The sequence below is a fragment of the Paraglaciecola sp. 25GB23A genome, from assembly GCF_040012495.1.
Lineage (GTDB): Bacteria > Pseudomonadota > Gammaproteobacteria > Enterobacterales > Alteromonadaceae > Paraglaciecola.
Map to the genome: position 1 here is coordinate 74,836 of NZ_JBDYKM010000016.1, position 21,548 is coordinate 96,383.

At 42.2% G+C, this 21,548-nt stretch carries 7 protein-coding genes; 1 reads left to right on the plus strand and 6 read right to left on the minus strand.

The window, feature by feature from the left end; all coding sequences use genetic code 11:
• Positions 1-46 precede the first annotated feature (46 nt).
• The 5 genes from ABKW31_RS17075 to ABKW31_RS17095 form a co-directional block, all read right to left on the minus strand.
• Positions 47-3,274 (minus strand): VCBS repeat-containing protein, encoded by a 3,228-nt coding sequence (locus tag ABKW31_RS17075; protein WP_348617783.1) that lies wholly within the window; start codon positions 3,272-3,274, stop codon positions 47-49.
• A 10-nt stretch (positions 3,275-3,284) separates the two neighbouring features.
• Positions 3,285-12,470, minus strand: a complete 9,186-nt coding sequence (locus tag ABKW31_RS17080; RefSeq protein ID WP_348617784.1) for a hypothetical protein — start codon at positions 12,468-12,470, stop codon at positions 3,285-3,287.
• 10 nt (positions 12,471-12,480) lie between these two features.
• A complete protein-coding gene (locus tag ABKW31_RS17085) occupies positions 12,481-14,295 on the minus strand; it encodes a hypothetical protein (RefSeq protein ID WP_348617785.1) in 1,815 nt (604 codons plus the stop codon).
• A 44-nt stretch (positions 14,296-14,339) separates the two neighbouring features.
• Positions 14,340-15,314: a peptidylprolyl isomerase gene (locus ABKW31_RS17090; RefSeq protein ID WP_348617786.1), complete on the minus strand. Its 975-nt coding sequence runs from the start codon at positions 15,312-15,314 to the stop codon at positions 14,340-14,342.
• Positions 15,315-16,427: 1,113 nt separating this feature from the next.
• Entirely contained in the window at positions 16,428-16,688 is a 261-nt protein-coding gene (locus tag ABKW31_RS17095; RefSeq protein ID WP_348617787.1) for a hypothetical protein, read from the minus strand.
• Positions 16,689-17,158: 470 nt separating this feature from the next.
• Between ABKW31_RS17095 and ABKW31_RS17100 the strand changes: the two genes are divergently transcribed.
• Positions 17,159-21,124, plus strand: a complete 3,966-nt coding sequence (locus ABKW31_RS17100) for an ATP-binding protein (protein ID WP_348617788.1) — start codon at positions 17,159-17,161, stop codon at positions 21,122-21,124.
• Positions 21,125-21,161: 37 nt separating this feature from the next.
• Here ABKW31_RS17100 and ABKW31_RS17105 read toward each other — a convergent pair.
• A partial coding sequence (locus ABKW31_RS17105; protein ID WP_348617789.1) for an FG-GAP-like repeat-containing protein occupies positions 21,162-21,548 on the minus strand: 387 nt, incomplete at its 5' end.

The window sequence follows — 21,548 nt, forward strand, 5'->3', positions numbered from 1 at the left end:
AAATGCCGGGATTTTGCTTATTTTATAAAGAGGATTAGCTAAGTAATTAATGTGCCACTTGCCAAGTGTCATTAACTGGAGTTAACACCCCTTTAGCTTTGATGAAAAGGCCATCCATTAGGTGTATGATATTACGACCTGCTGACTCATTGCGCCATAACAGGTCCACCTTGCCATCACCGTCATAATCACCCATGTTAGCTATTTGCCAATTGGTGTCTGCCACTGTGTTGATTAGCGCACTAGTCTTGATTTGACCCTTCTCCATCAAATACACCCAGTTACGGCCATCGACTTGGTTTCTTAGAATTATGTCGTCAGTGCCATCACCATCTAGATCTCCTGCTCCCGCAATTGTCCAATCCGAGTTAATCGAATTCAGTTCATATCGTTGTGTAATTTGCCCCTTTACCATTACCCAAATATAGTTGATACCCGTTAATTGATTGCGCCAAATTACGTCATCCGTGCCATCACCGTCAATATCCCCAATGGCGACTACCTTGTAGTTCAAGTCTATGACCCATAACGATGGCTGACTGCTATCAATACTGAGACCATTCATCATGTAGAACCAAGTATCACCTCTATCGACACGACGCCACAAGACATCCCCTTTACCATCACCATTAAAATCACCACTGCCTCGTAACTCCCACTGAGGTGCGCTAACATAGTTGAGGACTTTACGAGCTTTAATATTAAAGCCTTCCATTAGGTAGATATAGTTTTGACCAGTCCGAATATTGCGCCAAAAAATATCCGATTTGCCATCGGCATCGTAATCGCCCTGTCCGGCCATCAACCAACCATCATCTTGTACTACATTGATAGGACGCGCCTCTTTAGTGTGCTCTCCATCCATGGCCCACAAAAAGTTCCATCCTTTAGCAAGGCTACGCCACAATAAATCAGACTTACCATCACCATCAACATCATTTTTAGCAACATAAGTCACATCACTTGAACGACTTGGGTCTAATGGGTAGGCATCATCACTATCTAATACACCATCATTGTCATCGTCACTATCAGTCACGTTTGAAATCAAATCACCATCCGTGTCCAGTGGCAGGCTTGTCGGACTGAGCGGATCTGTTCCGGCGGCGACTTCATCTAGGTCTGAATAACCATCACCGTCGTCGTCCAGATCCAGCTCATCAGGGATGCCATCTTCATCATTGTCGGCTACTGGCGGAGGAGCAACAAGCTTTTGCACCCCACCAATATGAGCGAACTGCTGATTCACTTCACCATCAGAGTCGTTTAATCCTCCATCAACCACGCGTAACATCACACACCAACTGCCCGCAACTAAACCAATTTCGTATGAGCTGTCATCAGGTGCAGGACAATAACCCTCTGCCCCTGGCGCGGAATATAGTTTATTTTGGCTGTCGATAAAAAAAGGCGACCAGCTTAATTCTGTCAGATTTAGCTGACTATAAAGTGATTGCTCTGGAATGGGCAAAAACTGAGGAATAACAATGCTAATTGAACCCGTTGTCGTTAGTTGGCTTACTCGAACGTCTACCAAACCGCTGCTAAACGTATCGTAAGGTTGCTCTAGACCTGAATACATTGACTTAACATCGGCGATGTTAACAAACCCACTCCCAGCATTTAACTGACGAGCGACCTTCCCCAAGGATAAGTGTAAACCGGGGTAAGTCTCGATCAAGAATTGATTGCTGATAGTGCGTTTACCGGGTAAGACATAAGGCTTATCTATGGCGTCCAGATATTGCGCGATACCGTCTCCATCTGCATCGAGGTAACCATCAATGTCATCGCTTACACCATCACCATCGCTGTCAACATCAGATAATACTGGTGCTTGTTGCAATACTTTTAACAAGCTACTGCGATAAACTATATTCCCTGCCGAATCACTAACCTTTAATACAACCTGATACACGCCAGCCACTAGAGTATCTGAATCGATTGCCATCGTTGCATTCGTATTATCACCATCAGTATCCACCAATGTATTGTCACTAAGAGACCAATCAAAACTATGGGTATCAGCAAGATTTGGCTCGTTGACCACAGCAGTGAGTGTTATATCTCCTTGATTTTTTACTATGATCGTTGTTGGTCCTGCACCTTGCTCGCTAACAATGTGAAGCTGTGGTGCAAGATTTTTTTCAGTTATCTGGGCAACAAAAACGTGCTGTTGACCTGCAACGGCATTGATTGGCGTACCCATGGTAATGATAACCGATTCAAGATCTTCACCGCTTACTCCATCATCAACCACAGAAAATTCAATACTACCTATCAATCCCGCTGAAATAACAACTTCGCCGTCGACCAAAGTATGATCGATGTTGTTACCCTGTGCTTGTCCGCTCACGGTAAAAGGCACTATCACTGGATAGCTCGCAGCAAAACCATTTAATTCAAGGGTAACGCTAACATCACTTCCTTCAGCTACCAATTGATCGGGATAGAAATTGACTAAGGGATTAACTTTAAGTATTTGAATGTCAGTGGCTTGATTGCCAGCTGCATCTGTCGCTGTCCATAGGACCTCATAGCTACCCGGTGCATAAAAACCATTGCTATCTGACGTTGGGATCAGTAATCCGTCTTTTTGGTCATAGGCCATCGCGCCAACTTGGCTAAGTTGGGTAAACAAACCACTGGCTTGTATTGTGGTCATTGCTGACGCGGTAATTAAGGGGGCTTGTTGGTCTAGTTGAATATCCGTGCCCGCAAGGTATTCGGTTAAATTGCTGAAGCCGTCGTCATCGTAGTCAAGTGACGCATCCGCAGAGTCAAAAGGGTTAAGTCCATTAGCCATTTCAATTCTGTCGGGGATACCGTCACCGTCTGTATCTGTTTCAGACGGCGTTGTTTCAGTGCTTAACGCGTCAATCGACAATACTAAATTTAACTCTTTGGTTGTGCCTCGACTTGCTATAACAAATTCAGCCACAGCGAACATCTGTTCATCAAGGACAAAAAATACCTCTAAAATATCACCCTGTGTAAATGTCGTTTCGTTTAGGGCATCGATACTGACTTTGAGTAAATAGCGATCTCCTGCACTCGGGTCATCGCCAAGCATATAACGAGCTACCTCAGCACTTTTATACTTGAGCACGACACCTTGGTTAGAATCGATTGAGGTCAGTAATTCAGTATCTAGCGTTATTGTTCCATAAAGCACATTATCTGGCTCTGGGATGGAAGCCTCAACCATATTGATTTGCAGCATAAGCCAAACAAATAGAAACTGAGAAAGTTTTAACATGTTATTGCGTTTCATTTTCATCGCCTCAATTACCGGAAAAACCGTAGGTTTGGAAGTGCAACAGAATATCGGTAATACCCTGACCATTGCGGGTGGCACCATCAAGATTTAATTGGCCATGAATAAAGCGATCTAATCCTTCATCAGGGTCATATCGTAAGGTTCCACCGGGTATAATTAACATCCACTCGGTATTCCATACTGAGCGGCCAACCAAACGTGAATCACTAATTGATTGACTGGGTAAATAGGCCCCACTGTCATGATAAGCGCGGAAACTCGACATTCTGCGAATATCACCATAGGTATCACTTAACGAGTCATTAATTGGGATCCAATCAGGATTGGTTAAATCTGAGGCGCCAATTGGGAATGGTGCAGGAAGTTTTTGGTCGACGACTCGCCATTCGCGCGTTTTAAAATCATCACCAGAGGGTGAACGCAATACATCCATACCCACTGGCACTAAGTAAACTCGGGGTGTATTGGACAACGCCGCCCCATCATAACCTTTAAACCAAGTGCCAACTGCGCGTACTTTAGTGGCAAAGTTAGTGGGGTCATAAGCACTATCACCGCCGCCCAGTTCATGCCCAAAGAAGTTAAGTCCAAAGGTCACGGTAGTGGAGAATCGAATCACTAAGCCCGGTTGCGCCCCGGCACTTTCAACTGTGAAGGGTCGCGCATATCGGCGAAATTCTGGCACGTCCCACAAATTTTCAACTCGCGCATCTTCCAATGTCTTGCGCCACGCTTCATCGTTGCCCGCTTGGCGGAACAGCTCTTTACGCAATGAAAAGCGATTTTCTTCAACTTGCGGATTGTTAAATCCGAGTTGACCACGATAGACATCAAAATTTTGTGTTAAACGCGCTAATACATCAGCCAACCCCGGAGTTCCGGCAATAGGTTTACCATCAATCACTTGACCTAAGCTACGTTGACGCACAATGTCAGCTAAAAACTCCCTTCCGGCACCTGATTCATTACCCAATAAATTCGTTTCATAGTCATAAGCCGCGGCAGCCAAATAAACATAGCGCGCGGCTAAGTCAAACTGCGCCCGATATTTGGCTAATGCGTCATTACGGAAAATTCGGAAAGTTAAATCGGTGTAACGACTACGCTGGGTATCGGCTGCAGCTGCAATCCGAAATGCACGGCGCTCTTCGAGCAAACGTTGTCCCTCCGCCAGAATAGTAAAATAGTTACCCTGATTTTGATTAACAACTTCACTTTGAGTGAATAACTCAATGCGCAATACTGCCTCTTCACGCCAAAGTTGCTCTAGCTCTTTAATGCGTTGTAATAACGCAACGTTAGTTGTTTTGGCTACTAGGTTGATATCTGCTTGCAGTTCAGCTGATTCTTTGCTCAACTCTAATTTCAACTCTGCAATCTCTGAACTGTCGGCAACAGCAAAACCGATAACGTTTGCAGCAACACCCAATCCAGCCAATGCTGTACATCGCAGAGATGACGTGGCGTCAACAGAAAACCCAACAGATTTAGGGAAACACTCTTTGACTGATTCACCAATTTCTTCACCTACTTTTGCCAGCGTTCTTCCACTAAGTTGTCCTGCCCTTGCAAGTCCAATTGCACTTTTTAAATCATCTGATGCATTTTTCTTATTTTGCAGAACAGTGATGGTTTCTTCGGTTGTATTGAATTCTGCTTTAACTAAATCGGCAGCGGCTTCTATAGTTATTAGCAAATTCTCGTGTTGAGTTAACGACCGCTGCAATTGAGCTTGAGATTGCAACAGATCTGAAACGGCGACTTGCAAACGTCCAGGTGCACGTCTTTTGCCCCAAGCACTGGGCGCCACATACTGCCAATCAGCTCCTTGTGCATTAGGAAAGTCAACTTCCAGTACTTCGCTCGCGTTGACATTTTTATAGGCTTTACTCAATGAATCAGAATCAAAAATAAACCCACTTTCACTACCAAACTGCATCGCAGAATAAAAACCGGTAAATGAGCCATCAGGTTGAGGTAAATCTCCGGTCAAATCACTATTGACATACATATAGTGGTAATAATCTGGACCATCATAGTCGGAAGGATAGGTTTTGCCTCCCCCGATATCCCCAGCATAAGGGTAACCAAATATCTCTATCAGCTGATGCTTGAAATCTCGCTCTTGACCTTTGACCAAACCAGAAAGTTGATCAACATCGTCCTGCACCTTTCGCAGTGATTGTGTTTGTTGGCTGGCGTGGTCAAATACTCGAATCGCATTATCCAAGGCTTTTTGTGCTCGGCTAGCAATTTGATCAAAATGGTTCTGACCTTGCACTGCGGAACTCACTTGTAAAAAGCTCGGGTCAATATCAAAAGGCACGACACCTTTGGCCAAGCCAAGAGGGTTAAGCCCTGCATCAGCTTTGTCCAACTGCGCTTGAATATCATTAAAACCTGCAACAATTTGGTCCAATTCAATTACGGTTGTACGGTCAATTTTTTCGATTCCGGTGTGCTCGGGATTAGGATCGGTAGCCGGTAAAATAGCATTGGCAGTGAGCCAATCAAAATAAGCGCCTTGGCCAGAACGTCTCCCCCAACCGTCAAGTCCCCATGCTCTATCACGGTCAGTATCTTTGTAGCCCTGCCATTGACCTGCTGGTGCTTCAACATATTTTTCGCGATAAGTTAAGTTAACAATCTCAGCACCGGCACGGGCTTTAGCAGCCGCTGCTGCGGCAAACTTTCGCTCATCAAGATAATCTACTTCAATCGGCACACCTGCCACTAAGACTGATTCAGCGCGAGGCACCCACGTATAGTTGGGCTCTTGCAGTAAACTATAACGGGTCTTTACCGACGTTAAATAATGCCCCCACGCATCGCCATGTCCTTGCGGATAAAGGATACGCGCATCGGTTTCATTGATAAAACCATCGGCATTTTGATCGGTAATGCGATAGCTTTGCGCATAAGCTACTTCACCATTACCTTGAGTGAAGTTCCAAAACAGACGATTGTTTACCGGATGTCCGGCAACCCCTGCACGACTGTCATCACGACCTCTGAGCAATACCAATTCTTCTTCTAAGGGTGATACCAATTGGTTTTGGAAAGTGAATATCGAAGACGCTAAAGTGCCTATGGCACTTTTTGTATCAAAGCCAATAGTAGGATCTTGCGCATCAGCATAGGCTTCGTTACCTAACAACATATACAAATCCGCAATGCGAGATGCCGCATTCAATAGCTGAGTATTTGCTGCAATGTCATTAAAACCTGCGCGAATGCTTAAGTCTTGGCCACGATCTAATACCGTTTGATATGCTTCTATAATACCAACCCCATTGATTACATCAGGATCGGGGTTAAAGGGGATGGGTCCAGTAAAGGGCTCTCCTGCCTGCGCAATCATGCTGGTCAACGTACTGATGGTATCGGTATGGAAATTTTGCACACGTTGGTCAAAGGGATTTAGGCCTGCAATGACCCGTTTTATCCACCCGGTGGCTAACATCGCCTTGGGTGCATTTGCAGGTTGTGACGGATCGCCGGCCCAAGGGCTGGGGGTGTTATCATTGTCACCTACTGCTAATCCGCTATATTGTCCTTTACCACCGTAGCGGGTAATAAACCAATTATCACTGAGTGTTAAAAGACCCGGACCTTCAATAGTCACATCTAAGGCACCTGGCCCCGAATCTTGATGAATTAACCAAGGCGACGTCGGCGTATCGTCTGGCGCGGCAGGTTGACCGTTAGTATCAGGCTGATAGTACCATTGAAAATTAATGTTATCAGGGTCGCCAGCAAAATCACCAGTGTGGCGCAGAGTTAATGACTCTTCAAACACATTATCAGAAGGAACAATCCAAATACTCCCCTGATACACCCCCTGACTTGAATCCAATTTAATAACTTGCAAGCTCACGGGCAAACTACTTAAGCTAGGATGGTTATTGAAGGCGACGGTCAAATAGCCCTCTCCGGAAGGCCGTCCAGCACTGAGGGCCATGGGCGTGCCAAGCAGTGCTTGTGTTTCTGCTACCGTGAAATCTAATGCACTCGCTAAAAACTGTCCTGCAGGTAAACTAAAACTGCCGTTATCTAAGCGGTCATCTTTTTTATTATTATTTTTATCTTCAAAATTATCCGCTTTGCCATCGCCGTCTTCATCAATGCCTAGTCCTAAGTATTTGGGCTGTAAACCAATTAAATAGTCGCTATCCGGCAGATCATCTGGTTCAGCATATAAATCAAGATCTAGACTATTGGGGTTACGAGTGAGGCTATATAGCGCGACAACTGCATTTTTAAACGCGTCATTTGCACCATCTAAATCTAGGATCCGTTGTTGCTCTCTGGCTGTCATAATGTTTGGCAATAAGTGAGGATCACCAATTTGACTGTCATCAAAAGTACCTTTGAAACTCAAGGTTTTATTTATTTCGTCGTAACTCAAACGTGAACGCAATACAAAGGGAAGATTAGAAAAGTATTTTTTACCTTGCTGCGAAAATGTCGCAATAGCTCCATTTAACTCGGCGAGATGTACACTACGAGCGCTGATCGGATCGATTAACTTGGCCAAGGCATCTATGGGTTCACTGAGCCCTGCTTGAATCGTCTGATCAAATATAATCTGCGCCGCAGCCTGACCATTAATTGTTGGCAAATAACAAGCTTTGAATGCATTTGAACCATTCGAACAAGGCACTTCTTTTGAAGAAAATACGGTTTCACCGGGTTTCAACAAAGGCACGGATTCAGGCCAAACAAAACTGTAATTAATGTTGATCGGTGAACCTATCGGTGTACTTTCTGGTTTGTCCGCCACTCTATCTAACCAAGGAATACACGATCCCGCGGGCGCATCTGGTATACCGTCGGTATTGAGATCGAAATCAAAATCTTCTTGCAGGGGATAATAATATTGCAAAGTAACGTTGCCCTGCGCTCTTGCCCACGTAAAGCCTTTGTAATCTTCCCAAGCGGCAGTGCTAGGATCAAACGTAATTTGATTTTGTTCACATACCCCCATGCGCGTCAGTGGCTGCGGTAATTGCAACAAAGAACCCGCCACTTGACGATAGCGTTGATTACCTTCTTTTGGCCCAAACGGTTCATCAATCGTGCTGGCTTCAATCGCCAATACTTCAAACGCCCATTTTTTCGAATTATAGGAATCTTGATATTTCACTAATACATAAGGTTCAGAGGCCAGTGCAGGACTTCTGTTTTTGATCAAACTATTCAGATCATTACGCAAGGCAAACACGGTATTGTCTTGTATTAAAGCATGCTCTTCATTTGGGTTGTAACCCGCAATATTGGGATTTGCCTGTCGATATATACTGGGATTCGACATGTTGCTAGGCAACTCGTATCCTTGCTGATTAGCAATGACAATATTTTTATCCGGATTTTGTGGCCAAGTACAATTATACTTTACGGGGGTATCAGCCCAAAATTGTCCCAACGAATTGGCAGTAAACCACACGACGCCTAGATAATCTTCAACTGCATCTGTTGCCCGTTGATTAACCGCGAAAATAGGCCCTGTTCCTGCGTTGTATATCGTATTGTCATAGCGAGATAAACTATTGACCACATGGCCATTGCGGCCGCTTAGTTTATCATGCCTATCATCAGTGATGGCTTGGCCTATTAGGCAACTTTTTTGCTCTGCTAACTCTAGCCAATTTTTGGTATACACCACTTGAAACACTGACCCTTGAAGCTGTGGATTAGAGACTTCATTTTCAGGTGTCACTGTGAATTGCAAGACCACATAAGGTGATTGACTCGCCGTGACAACACTTCGATTAAACATCTTACCTTGGCTGTCAGAAGTAACCAGATTGTTTGAGTTAGCGGGATACACGACCCGACTAAAAACCAATCTTTTATCGGTATTATCAATAGCATGCGCTGGCTCAAGGGCGACTGAAGTGCCAGCGATATGCGTCTGCACCAGTTCACTCGTTTGTACAGGAGAGCCAATAGTAGTAACCCGCGTTTCATCCTGCGTATCTGAACTCGTTTTCCATTCAATGGTAACAATACCCGGCGCTTCACCTATTGCATACAACTTGCCTTCTGAAGGACTCCAATACAAATAGCTTGAAGAGTCTGTTGCTAGTTGACCATCAATTTTAATATCGGGTCGCAGATCTGATGCCCCCACAGGTAAGGCGATGGCTTGGCCAATCTCCCAACTTTGTGGAATTAACCACGCGCCCGAAACCGCATCCAATAAAGAAATATAGCCATCGCGAGGCTCTGCAGTAAGATTTAGCAACTGGCTTGGCAATTGTGCGGATGTCATGCCAGTCAGAACGATATCCATCAGTGAACCAGAAGGGGCTATATTAGGAATGACCGTATCGGTTAACGGTGTATTAAACTCCCAGCCACCCTCAATAACGGTTTTATTATTTTTAATAACACCAGGGGAAACATTAGGATCAACCAGTTCTAAGGGTTCCAATGCATAAATTTGCGCAATGATACTAATATCATCAACAAAACCTTTGAAGGGATTCAGTTGTGTATACCCCGCAAATGTAAAGGTCGACGTAGTTTGACCAAATGACAATGCTTGCCTTAAAAATGCGTTTATTTCATTCTGTTGACCATGATATAAATGGGATTCAGCTTGGTCTTGTTCAAATATTTGAATGCCATCGAGCCATACTGGAAGCCGCAGGCTATAGTCATTAACACTATGGACTTCAACCAAGCGGGCGAGTTTTAAGGTGTGCCACTTGCCCTTTTCAAGGGGTTTAGCCAATTGCAGCTCTACTGGCGCTTGACTATTTTCTATTCTGCTTAAAACGGTTGGCGATTTCATAATGACATGGAATCTATCCGAATCACTCATCAGTACTTGGGGATATACCGCATCAGACGTCAGCCAGAATTTAACGCTTATTTCGTAGGTGGGTATTTGAGTATTCGTCGCATGAGGAATGGGAATTGAAAGCACATTATCGACACCATCAAAACGTAAGGCAAAATTGTCATCTGGGATCGACACAAGTAAAGGTCGTTGAGCGGCATCAAAATCAGCCAACTGAATGTTATTACTGGCCAAGGTGTCCTGTATTATCTCATCAACTGTGGTTGAGGGATTAAATGTCCATTGGCTTTCGGTGACAGTCGGATTAAAAAAAGTGGGGGTAGAGTCACAAAAAGAGCCATAAAAGTAGCACTTAGTGCCATCTCGCTCGTTGACTCCTTTTGTGTAAGAGGTGAGTTTAATTTTGAGGTCATCTATTAGCCCTTTGAAATTGTTCGCATCAGAGAAGCCCCCACCAAATTCGTGAGTCACAGGAAACAGTAAAGATTTTTCCACTAGATTAACGGATTGACTGCTTAACGCAGTGCCATTGACAGATAAGGAAAAATTAGCCGGGGGCGCAAACATGGTGTCGTAGGTTTTAGGCCGCGTGCGAGTAAGATTTAATTTATGCCAAACGTCATTATTAAGGGCGAGACCAAGGCTGAAACTCAAGGTAATAACCGTTGTGGTGCCGGAAACAAAATTATTCGTTACCGTCTCATGCACTTCTAAGGTGCTCGCGTCAGGCATCAACAGTTGATAAGCATTTCCATCCCCTAGTGGACTATTTAACAAGGTCAATGGAAATTTAGCATCCTCAGGTATTTTTACTTTAAAAGATAATTGATAATCGACTAACTGTTTATTTGCGATATTGTGCGGGACATCAAACTTAAGGCTGTTATCTATGCCGTCAAAACTTAGGGCTCCCCCCACTTCTGCCAGTGTTGCTCGAATAACGCTGTCGTTAAAACGCTCATAACCTGATGTTGAGCCTGCGACAAATACAGTATTGCCACTACTACTGAGGTCAATGCGAGCGTTCTTTTGCGCAATATTAGCAATATCGCCATCGCCAACACTCGTGGATGTTGCCCATTTCCATTCGACACCCGCAGCGCTGCGCTCATTAGCAGAAAGCTTAGCGACAAAAAGTGTCGGTGTATTGACCGTTCTCAACTGTGCAGCCTCTGCTAATCCAGCAAATATTGGTGCGCCAACATAGACACCGGATATATACACATTTTGTTCATCATCTACTGCTAAACCACCGCGGTCGGTGCTCACATGAACCATATTATAATCAGAATAATCCGTCGGCTTTAAAATCAACGAGCGATCAGATACTTTACCTAATATACTCACATCACCATTTGTACGATTAAGCCTTTTGATCAATCCGGCAGCGCTGTAATAAACATCACCTGAGTTGTCGGTGACGATGTCACCACGATAGTCAATTTCATCGACTTTTTTTAACCAACTACAGGTCCACCCTTCAGCGGTTTTCTCGTACTTAGAGATAAATTGCCATCTGTACCAAGGGTAGGCCGGTCCACCACTTTCTATTATTGTTCCACAAAATTTTGCTCTATCGTCAATGACACTCGTATCATAAATACCGCCGATTGAGCCTAAAACATACGCTTCTGTGGCTGAAGATGCTGCAATTCTAGCGGCTTCCTGTCTATGGTAACCCTTATCATCGAGAAACTTTTTAAGGTCGCTAACACCATTGGTTTGAATCGTATTGATGTAGCCTTTCCAAGACCTAACCGAGTCCGTATAGCTGGCCATCAAACCACTATTGAATTCTTGTTGTTGCTGAGCATTGGTGGTGACTGTTGTGTACAGAGCTAAATCTGTATCATTGTCACGAGTGCCATAATCACTGACAGGTTTAGCCCATACTTTATTACCACTGGCATAAAACTTAGCTTTAAACCCTCGGTTAGCGCTACTCGCTGTGATTTCACGATCTAAGCCGAAGATGGCATCACCCGTGCCAATATTACCACTGAGGTAAATGGAGTTTTCATGGTCAATCACCACAGCAGTGACAATGTCATTACCTGTTCCACCGATATTCCTGACCCAATTTATATCGCCACCGCTGTTGTAGGACACGATAAAGATGTCTTTACCCCCCATTGATACCAACTCTTTTGGCAAACCACTTTGTCCTACTGGAAAAATATTTTTACCTGCAAACATACCCACAACTATGATATTTCCGGACTTATCAACCGCCATATCAATTATTTCTTCATCTCCAATTCCACCAAACTGAACTGGCCAAGCTGCACTTGCATTTTGCTGTAATGCTAAACCTAAAAATAAAATCAAGGCTAAGATTACGCACCGACTTTTTGCTTTGTTCTGCATTATGTTGATGTTCATTTTTTAGACCTTATTGATTTAATGTATCGATTTGTGCAGCGTGCTTCAGGGTGAAACGCCCAGCAGCCAGTACGGGTAACTTATGCAGACCGTCGACTATCTCTAAGTAAGTGCCACTTTTGAAATCATATCCAGCCCCCAAACCCTCCTCGACAACGTCAAAGGTAAATGCCATTTTTCGAGAAACAATGTAAGCAGGCTTTCCATGTTGAGCATGGTATTTGTGACGAAAAGGATTTGTTGCTCCATCTGCAGCCAATTCCAGTTCAAAACTGACTTGAGAATCAAATGAACCACCGGCTAGCATGTCCATACTTGTGATTTCGACACCTTGTTGATCTAGACCAAAATCATATGCCATGGTACTTATTCGGCGGCCTACCGATTCTCCATCGCGTAAAGTGACACCGCTGTAGTTAGCAATAAGCGAGTCGTCGGTTAGTAATACATAGTCTCCCACTGTCCCATCTGAATTGGCTTTACGCATTTGAATTACATCTTTAAGCAAACGGATTTTAGAGCCTTCACGGTGCATAATGACCCTAAATGAAAAGTCAGCCGCAACGGGCGCTAATGCATTGCCAGAGTCCGCGGCAATCGGCAGCCCATTATCATTAACACATAAGGCATAACGTTGCGCTGGAATGGCGGTTTGAACTTCTGTTGGTACACCGTCAACTAATATTGATGAGGTTTTTATGTAAGGGGCAATTTCACAGTCATGTTTGTAATTTTGTACTTGTGATACTTGGTCAATGGTCACCGTCCCCACCCACAATGAATTTAGTTTCGGTGCTGAAGCGGTAACAGGGATCAACCAGCGACTGCCTGTAGCACTAATGACTTCAAGAGTTTCTGAAAAGTTGTCTGGCGTGAAATCCGCTCGCCGGACCCCTAGGGCTAGTCTGATTGTGCCGTTGGCTGGCACCAACTGTTCAAGGCTGTCCGGCAAAGGCAACCAACTTTTGGCCGCGCTAAGGTCTTGATTAGGATAAAACATACCAGGTGTATTACCGATGATATCTAAAGTGACAATCTGCGCTGCGTTAAGACCATTTTTAAGTTTAGCTGTCAAACTTTCTAAGTTTGTACTGTATTCAAGTCTATTTATTTGCGGTAATTCAACTTCTAGCGGGCCGGTAAAGTCACTGCTTCCTTGGCTAAAGACCCAGTAGGCAACATCAGGCTGAATGACGGTATTTAACGGATTAATTTTTTTCCATGCATCATTTTCCAGTCGATAAATGGCTTGACTGAGGTGAGCTGGTGCATGGCTAAAAAAATCAGAGAAGGTAGGTAAATTAGAGGGATCGACATGAAAACCAACTAAATTAAATGAATCAGATTCCCACTGTGAACTAGGCATTACTGGTTTACCCACAATAGTCAGGGTCACAGCTGTATCACTGTCTAAATTAACTAAATAGGCGCGATTAGCTTGGATTAGAAACAAGTTATTCATAAACGCTTGTGGAGCTTGCGCTGGAAAAAATCGTAACCACCCCGCCGCACTTAATAAGCTATCTGGATCAGGATCCTGGATAAAATCAATTTTTGCTCGATGGGATAACCAAGTCCAAACGCTGCTTATTTGTGGTCCTTCGCCATCAACATAGTCAGCAAAAACAAGCTCAGTACCACCAACATCGGGGGCAACTTGCACGTAAATCGAATTCCATCCTGGCGATAACTCAATGGACTGGGTACATCTTTGTTCGCTTACACAGCTAACATTTGCCTGTAAGTGTGTGCTGTAGCTCAAACAACTTAATATCAAGCCTAATGGTGCTAATAAGCGAGAAAATCTATAGACAAAGTTAACCATTGTGTCTCTCCGGAATATTGGTTTTATCAGTTAATTTAAAAAAATTATTTATTGGGTAACTTAGGCGGTAAAGACTGTGCTGGCTGAGATTGCAGGTTCGCCGGTATTTGGATGCCAGCCAACACCGCTTGATTAACTTCTACTGGCTCAATGTTTTTGCGTAATGAGAGTAACCAGTCAGCTTCAACACTTTTGCGCTTTTCTCGCTCCAATATGCGCTGAATATTACTGCCCACCTGTTCAAGGCTCTGCTGCTTTAACGCTCGGCTGTCCAATAACTTGACCAAGTAATAGCCATCGGCACCCTTGACCAAAGGAGCCATTTTATCTGTTTCATTCAGGTTAGTCATAGCTGCAAGAACAGCATCGTCAATCTGCTTATTACTGTTATCGTTTTGTATCCAGCCTAGATCTCCACCAGCATAACGAGTTGCTTGATGATCAGAGTATTTGGCTGCCAGAGAGCCAAAACCATGGACAGAATAAGGTAATTTTAATGCTAACGCGTATGCTTGCTCAGCTCGAGCCTTGACCTCAGCTTGTTTATCTGAGTTTGCTTGAGAGGATAATGAAAGACGAATAATCGCCAAGCGAGTCATCGCTGGGGTGGTATATTTTTGCAGATTCTGCTGAAAATAGTTTTCAACGTCAGCTTGTGAAATAGCGATGTCAGCAAGTAGTTTGTCTAACTGCTCAGAGCGTAATTTGTTAATCAACAAATTTTCTACAGCGGCAACAATAGTAAGCTCGGTCTCATAACCTGCCAAACGGGCAGCTGCAATTTGCACTTCACGCTCAATCATACCGTTCAGTACGTAAAGTTTTTGCTGTTCAGTTAGATTTGCAGCGTTTAAACCATTGCTTCTATCAGAGAGTCTTGCAATTAATTGAGCAGTAAGAATGGCCTTTTCGCCCACAAGCGCGACTTCTGAGTTGTCTTGTTCTTTTAGATCACTGCACCCAGTTAATATCGCTAAAATATATATTGAGGCTATTACATACCTAGATAAACCGCTCATTTTGTACTCGTCCTTGCAGTTAATATTTAGTTGCTCCGCCCAATCTCTGCTAAAAATGGGGATTATCCAACTCGTAGTCTACGTTGAATCAAAGTAGGCTTATATACACCAAAGGTCTGGCCTCAATACCGACTTTAGTCTGGGTTTATAACAACACCAGTGACGGCCAAATAGCTCTGTGATACCTTCAGATAAAGGCGGAGACTCATTTTCATATATGCCGTCCGGATGATTTATCTCTATCACCAACTCTCCAGTAGCAACGAGGCTAACTGCACGTATAATTTGATTTGCACCGTTGAAGGAGACAGGGTTGACGCTCGTTTGCACGTGTTCGAGGATGCCATCAGAGAAGCTATTCAAGGTTCAGACCGATCTAAACCACCAAAAACCGTGACTTCGTCAGGCCGAGGCAAAGTAGTTTCCTGTGCACAAAGTCCAACACTAAAGGTCATTGCCACGCTGGCAAAATCAGCCCAACAAAACGTTTAAACTTGCCTGATGATAAATTATTAACCTGTCTGAACTTGCCCAAATGCATGTCAACCATAATATTTGCTGCTCCAATCTGTTTCTTAGTAATTTATGTCTTAAATCTTAAAAACAGAGTTTAAACATTAAAGGTTTAGGGTCGGATTATAAGAACCTCCAGATACACCCCACATGTATCCTTTAGGACACCATATCGGTTTTACCCGATTGATGTTTGTTCTATACCCACAAATGTTTGCTCTATACCCACAAATGTTTGAACTGTGCGGTCAATCACATCATTCAGACTTGCTTTTGTTCAGCTTTTAATAAGCTCACCCTCATTCTTCATTGATGATAATGTTGGTAAAATTAAGTCCTTACTCTTGAAATAACTAGCTTGGAAAACTAGGGGCGATTCCTAATTTGAGTTGCTCTATGTCAAAATTTGTAGACTGAATTTGTTGATATTAGCCATGCGCAAAATTCGCGGCTGCTAAGGAAATTTTACAACTAAAAACTTGCGTATATTGGATAGGTAATGAATTAGATAAAAATCAGACCAGCTTGAAATTACCCAACGATTACGCTTGTTAATACAAGTGGAGTATATTTTGACTAGGTCGTTACAGAGGAAGCTGTTTACTCAAAGACCAGATTAAACTCATCAAACAGTGCAATAGGATTACCTGTTAGCAGCAGTTCTGTCATGCCTAGCATGGCATTGAATGTTTTTTCACTTAGGTATTTAACACCAAGAACGATTAAGTCACCAAAACTTTCGAAGAAATCTCCGATACCATCAAATTCAGAAGTAGGTATGGGGATGGCAAATTTACCACTTCGCTTGATATATGCTTCCGCTGAAGCAGAACTCACACTTGAGATTAGGCGTGAGGTCAAAACATCAGGTTATTTTTTCTCTGATACAGGATTGAACTTCTATTTCTTGATTAGTCAATCAATAATCATTCGCAAGGTACTTTTTATTTAAAACGTCAAATTAATTGTTCAAACTAATAAAACGAACGAATACAATTTCAACCGCCACTATCAATATGAATATAGTAAAAACGACAAGTTCATTGATTGACAATCTTCTTCACAAATCTCAAGAATGTTAGCAACAGAATCCGCAATTTTTTGTCCTATAGACACAAATGTTTGCATTTATCCGTCAACTTTTTACAGTAATAAATATTTAGATTACAAGATTTTACTAGAGCTTAAATTGGCCTTTTAAAAAAATTGGACGTTTTGGTTTTGCCATAATAAATCAATAGTTCGAAAAAAACCTTTATCCATAGTAAGTTACGAGACGATATGAGACCTTACTCGCACTTAAATGGAATATTGCGGCATCCATAGAAATCATGAAGAATCATTTTTCTCGTAGTCATATTATTTTTGTCTTAACAATTGTTATATTTGCATGCTCGAATGCAAACTCATCAATAAACGAGTATCAATATGTTGGTGATCCCATAGCAACTGTATTTTCTATAGAAGAACATCAAAGCGGAAATCAAATTTGGAGGATAAACCAATATATCGATGGTCGAATGTTATTTGCCACTGCCAATGGCTTATCAATTTGGAATGGCGAAACTTGGCAACAAACGAGTACCCCAAATAATACACGAATTCGCGACATTACCATTTGGCACGATGCCAACATTTATGCTGGTGCGGTTGGAGAATTGGGATATTTCAGCCCAACGGATACTGGCAAATTTAGATTCACTGTAATACCCACTGAGCATCTTATTGACGATTTTGGTCAGACTAGAGGCATCAACAGCAATAAGGAAATTGTTGTATACAGCACTGATCAAGCTGTTTTAGTTTGGGATGGCAAACAAATTAACAAAATTAATCAGTTTAATGCCAAAGGCTCTCGTGTTTTTAAAATTAACGAATGGCTCTTGGTAGAAGATGGACAGAAACTGTATTCCATAGAGCTCGTAAATAATGAACCTCTTGCAAAGCCCCTAAAATGGAAGTTCCCAGCCGACATGCAGATCAAATCAGTATTTTTGAATCAGCAAAATCAGGTTGTTATGGTGACGAATATGCAGGGCGTCTATAAACTCGAAAATGACACGTTTATTAATGTCATTTCACCAGACATGTTACCAGAAAATCACCTCAACGGTGGCATACAAGGCCAAGACGGATTCTATTATTTAAATTCTACTATTGACGGACTTGTAATTTTTAATGAGTCCTTTGAACTCTTACGGCATTATAAACCAAATGACGGACTAGGTTTGTCCACAATTTATAATATATTCCAAGATCAGCAACAGAATATATGGTTAGCGGGTTTACCCAACATTAGTGTATTCCAACCTCCCCACCTGCGCAGCCATTACTCTAGTAATACTGGCACCTTGGATTTTGAAAACATATACAATTTTGGGGATGACTTGTTCTTTTCAGGCACTGGGTTTTATCAACTTACCTTTCCAAAAGGTAAAAACCGCAGCCCAATCTTTACACAAACGCCTGATTTTAATCTAGTCGTGCTCGATATGTTGGCATTTAAAGATGAGCTATTCGTTGGCACAGAAGCTGGCGTTTATCTGTTTAAACGGACTAAGGTTGGTACAGAGACTTTAATTTCAGATCCAACACTCATTTCGACAAGTGATTGGGTTTCTGAACTTGTATTTTCTCCAGACCACACCACTTTTTATGCCACTATTGGCAATCATTTATCACAATTTCAAAAAATAAAGGGACGGTGGCAAGAAACGCCTTTAATAGAAGATAAAAGCGGCACAGAATACTTAGCAATTCAGCCAATAGACCAACAACAATATAATATTTGGTTTACGACTGAACAACAGGAGTTATACCGTCTAGAGAGCATTAATGGCGTGATTGAAAAAGAATCATCACTCAAATTTGACAAGCAATCGGCACCACTTGGAAATGACCATTTACGTCCATTTTTTTATGAGCAAAGGATGTTTATTGGAACGCAAAATGGTGCAATTGAATACCAAGAAAATAGTAAACATGAATTCAAATTAGCTGATGATTTTGCCGTGTCATTAAGAACACCAAGCAAAGACATATTCAGGATTGAAGTAGATAAAAAACAACGTGTCTGGTATCACGCAGGTTCTGACACAGGTGTGATGTATAAAGATAGTTCTGGAACTTATATTGAACAAGAAGCCTTATTTAAGCCTTACAATACTTCAGGAACCAGAGGATTAGCCTATTTTGATAACGCAATATGGTTTGGCGTAGCAAACGGAAATATCTATCGAATGTCAGAGAAATCGATTTACAACCTGCCTCAAATGGCACCGCTTTCAATTCAATATGTAAATAGTATTAATCGCAACGCCCGTTTATCGTTAGATCCAAACAAAGGCCCCTTTTCAATTGAAGATAAGTCTATTCGCATTGGTTATGCTTTATATGACTATTCAAGCCCATCTAAAACACAATACCGTACTTTGTTTACTGGACCGGAAGAACTGCATTGGACACCGTGGTCGAGCGAAACAAGTAAAGATTTCACCATGCTATCAGGCGGCAACTACACGCTAAAGGTGGAAGCCTTGGATGTGTGGGGAAGAACCTCGGCTACACAATACCATTTTGCTATTGAATTTCCTTGGTTTGCATCAATTTGGGCAAAATTGCTATACCTAATGTTGCTGCTAATTGTCATTGCAATGAGCATCAAGTTAGGTCAAAGACTCCGTAATAAAGGTCTTGAGCAACAAAACATTACCTTGGAACTTGGGATCCAACAACGTACCAAAGAAATCAAACACAAAGTAGATGAACTCAAAGAACAGCAAATATTAAAAGACCGATTTTTCTCCAATGTTTCTCATGAGTTTAGAACACCATTAACACTGACCATTGGACCACTAGAAACCATATTAAAAGAATGCATTAGCAACATAGATACGAAAACAAAAAACTTAACGGTAACTGCGTTAAATAATGCAAGGACCATGCTGGCGTTGGTAGGACAAGTACTCGATATAAATCGACTTGAACTAGGGAAACTGTCACTACGAGTCGCTAGCCACGATATTGCAGCGTTACTTAGAGCAAATCACCAACGATTTTTACCCTGGGCGCAACAAAATCAACAACAACTAATAATAATAAATTGTGAGAATCCCTATGAGGTATACTGCGATGTTGACCAAATTGATAAGTGCGTCTCTAATTTACTCTCAAATGCGATTAAATACAGCGGCAAAGAAACGATAATCCGCATTGAACTTATACATCATCCGCAAACTCTTGGTATTAAAATTACTGACAATGGATATGGCATTCCATCAATGCACAAAGACCAAGTTTTTGATCGTTACTATCAAGAAGAATCATCTCAAAGTAAATCAACACCGGGCACAGGTATAGGGCTGGCACTGGTAAAAGAGTTAATTGAATTGCATCATGGCTCGATTAACTTGGAGACAGAAATCGACCAAGGGTGTGAGTTTACTTTGTGGTTACATTTAGGTAAATCTCACTTTACTCTGAACGAATTGATAGAGCCGATTGTTATCCAAGATGCAAACCTAAATGACGAACTTTTTAACGATACACTTGAAAAAGATCTCGTGAAAATTTTGGTGGTTGATGACAATGTCGAGCTTAGGCAGTTTATCTGCCAAAGGTTAGCTTTCAATTTTACGGTACTCGAAGCTGAAAATGGACACGCTGGTTTTGAATCTGCAATAAAGGATCTTCCGGATATCATTATCTCTGATATAACCATGCCAGTAATGAGTGGTTTGGAATTGACTCAAAAACTGAAAGCCCACCCAGAAACAAAACACATTCCTATATTATTGCTATCAGCACAAACTTCTAAAAGGGACATTGTAGACGGTTTCGCTTGTGGAGCAGATGACTTCGTTATCAAGCCTTTTGACACTTCTGAGTTAGTCATGCGAATCAAAACATTGATTGATAGTAGAAAAAACTTTGCCCGTCAGAAAATACAACTTTTTTCAGAATTACCCCTGTCAAAAAACGGTGATCATTTTGAACAAAGCATTCAAAAATTCATCTTCACTCATCTACATCAAAGCGATTTTAATATTGATAGTTTGTCGCAGTTAATGTTCATGAGTAAAGAAACAATGCGGAGAAAATGTAACATAAGCTTTGGTATGTCACCATCGGCATATATTCAAGAAAGACGCTTGCAACAAGCAAAAATACTATTGGAGCAAAAAAACATGAATGTCAGTGAAGTTGCTTATGCTGTTGGCTTTGATAGCTTGGCATATTTCTCGAAATCATTTAAAAAGTACTATAATGTTTCGCCTTCCGCATTAACTCAAGTTTAAAAAAATCCTGCTTAAAGCAGGATTTGATTTGGTTTTTCTACTTAGCGAGTGTCCAAGTATTGTCAGTCGGTCTAAGTACCCCTTTATCTTTAATGGTCAAGCCATCCATTAAGTGCACTAGATTGCGTGCAGCAGGTATATTGCGCCACAATATGTCTGTCTTACCATCGCCGTCATAATCACCCATGTTGGCGATTTGCCAGTTGGTGTCTGCCACTGTATTCATCAGTTGGCTGGTCTTGATTTGTCCATTCTCCATCAAATAAGCCCAGTTGCGACCGTCTACTTGATTTCTTAAGATGATGTCATCTGTGCCATCTCCATCTAAGTCACCTGCGCCAGCAATCGTCCAATCTGAATTAATCGAATTTAATGTGTAACGGTTATCTATCTGACCATTTTTCATTATCCAGATGTAGTTGAT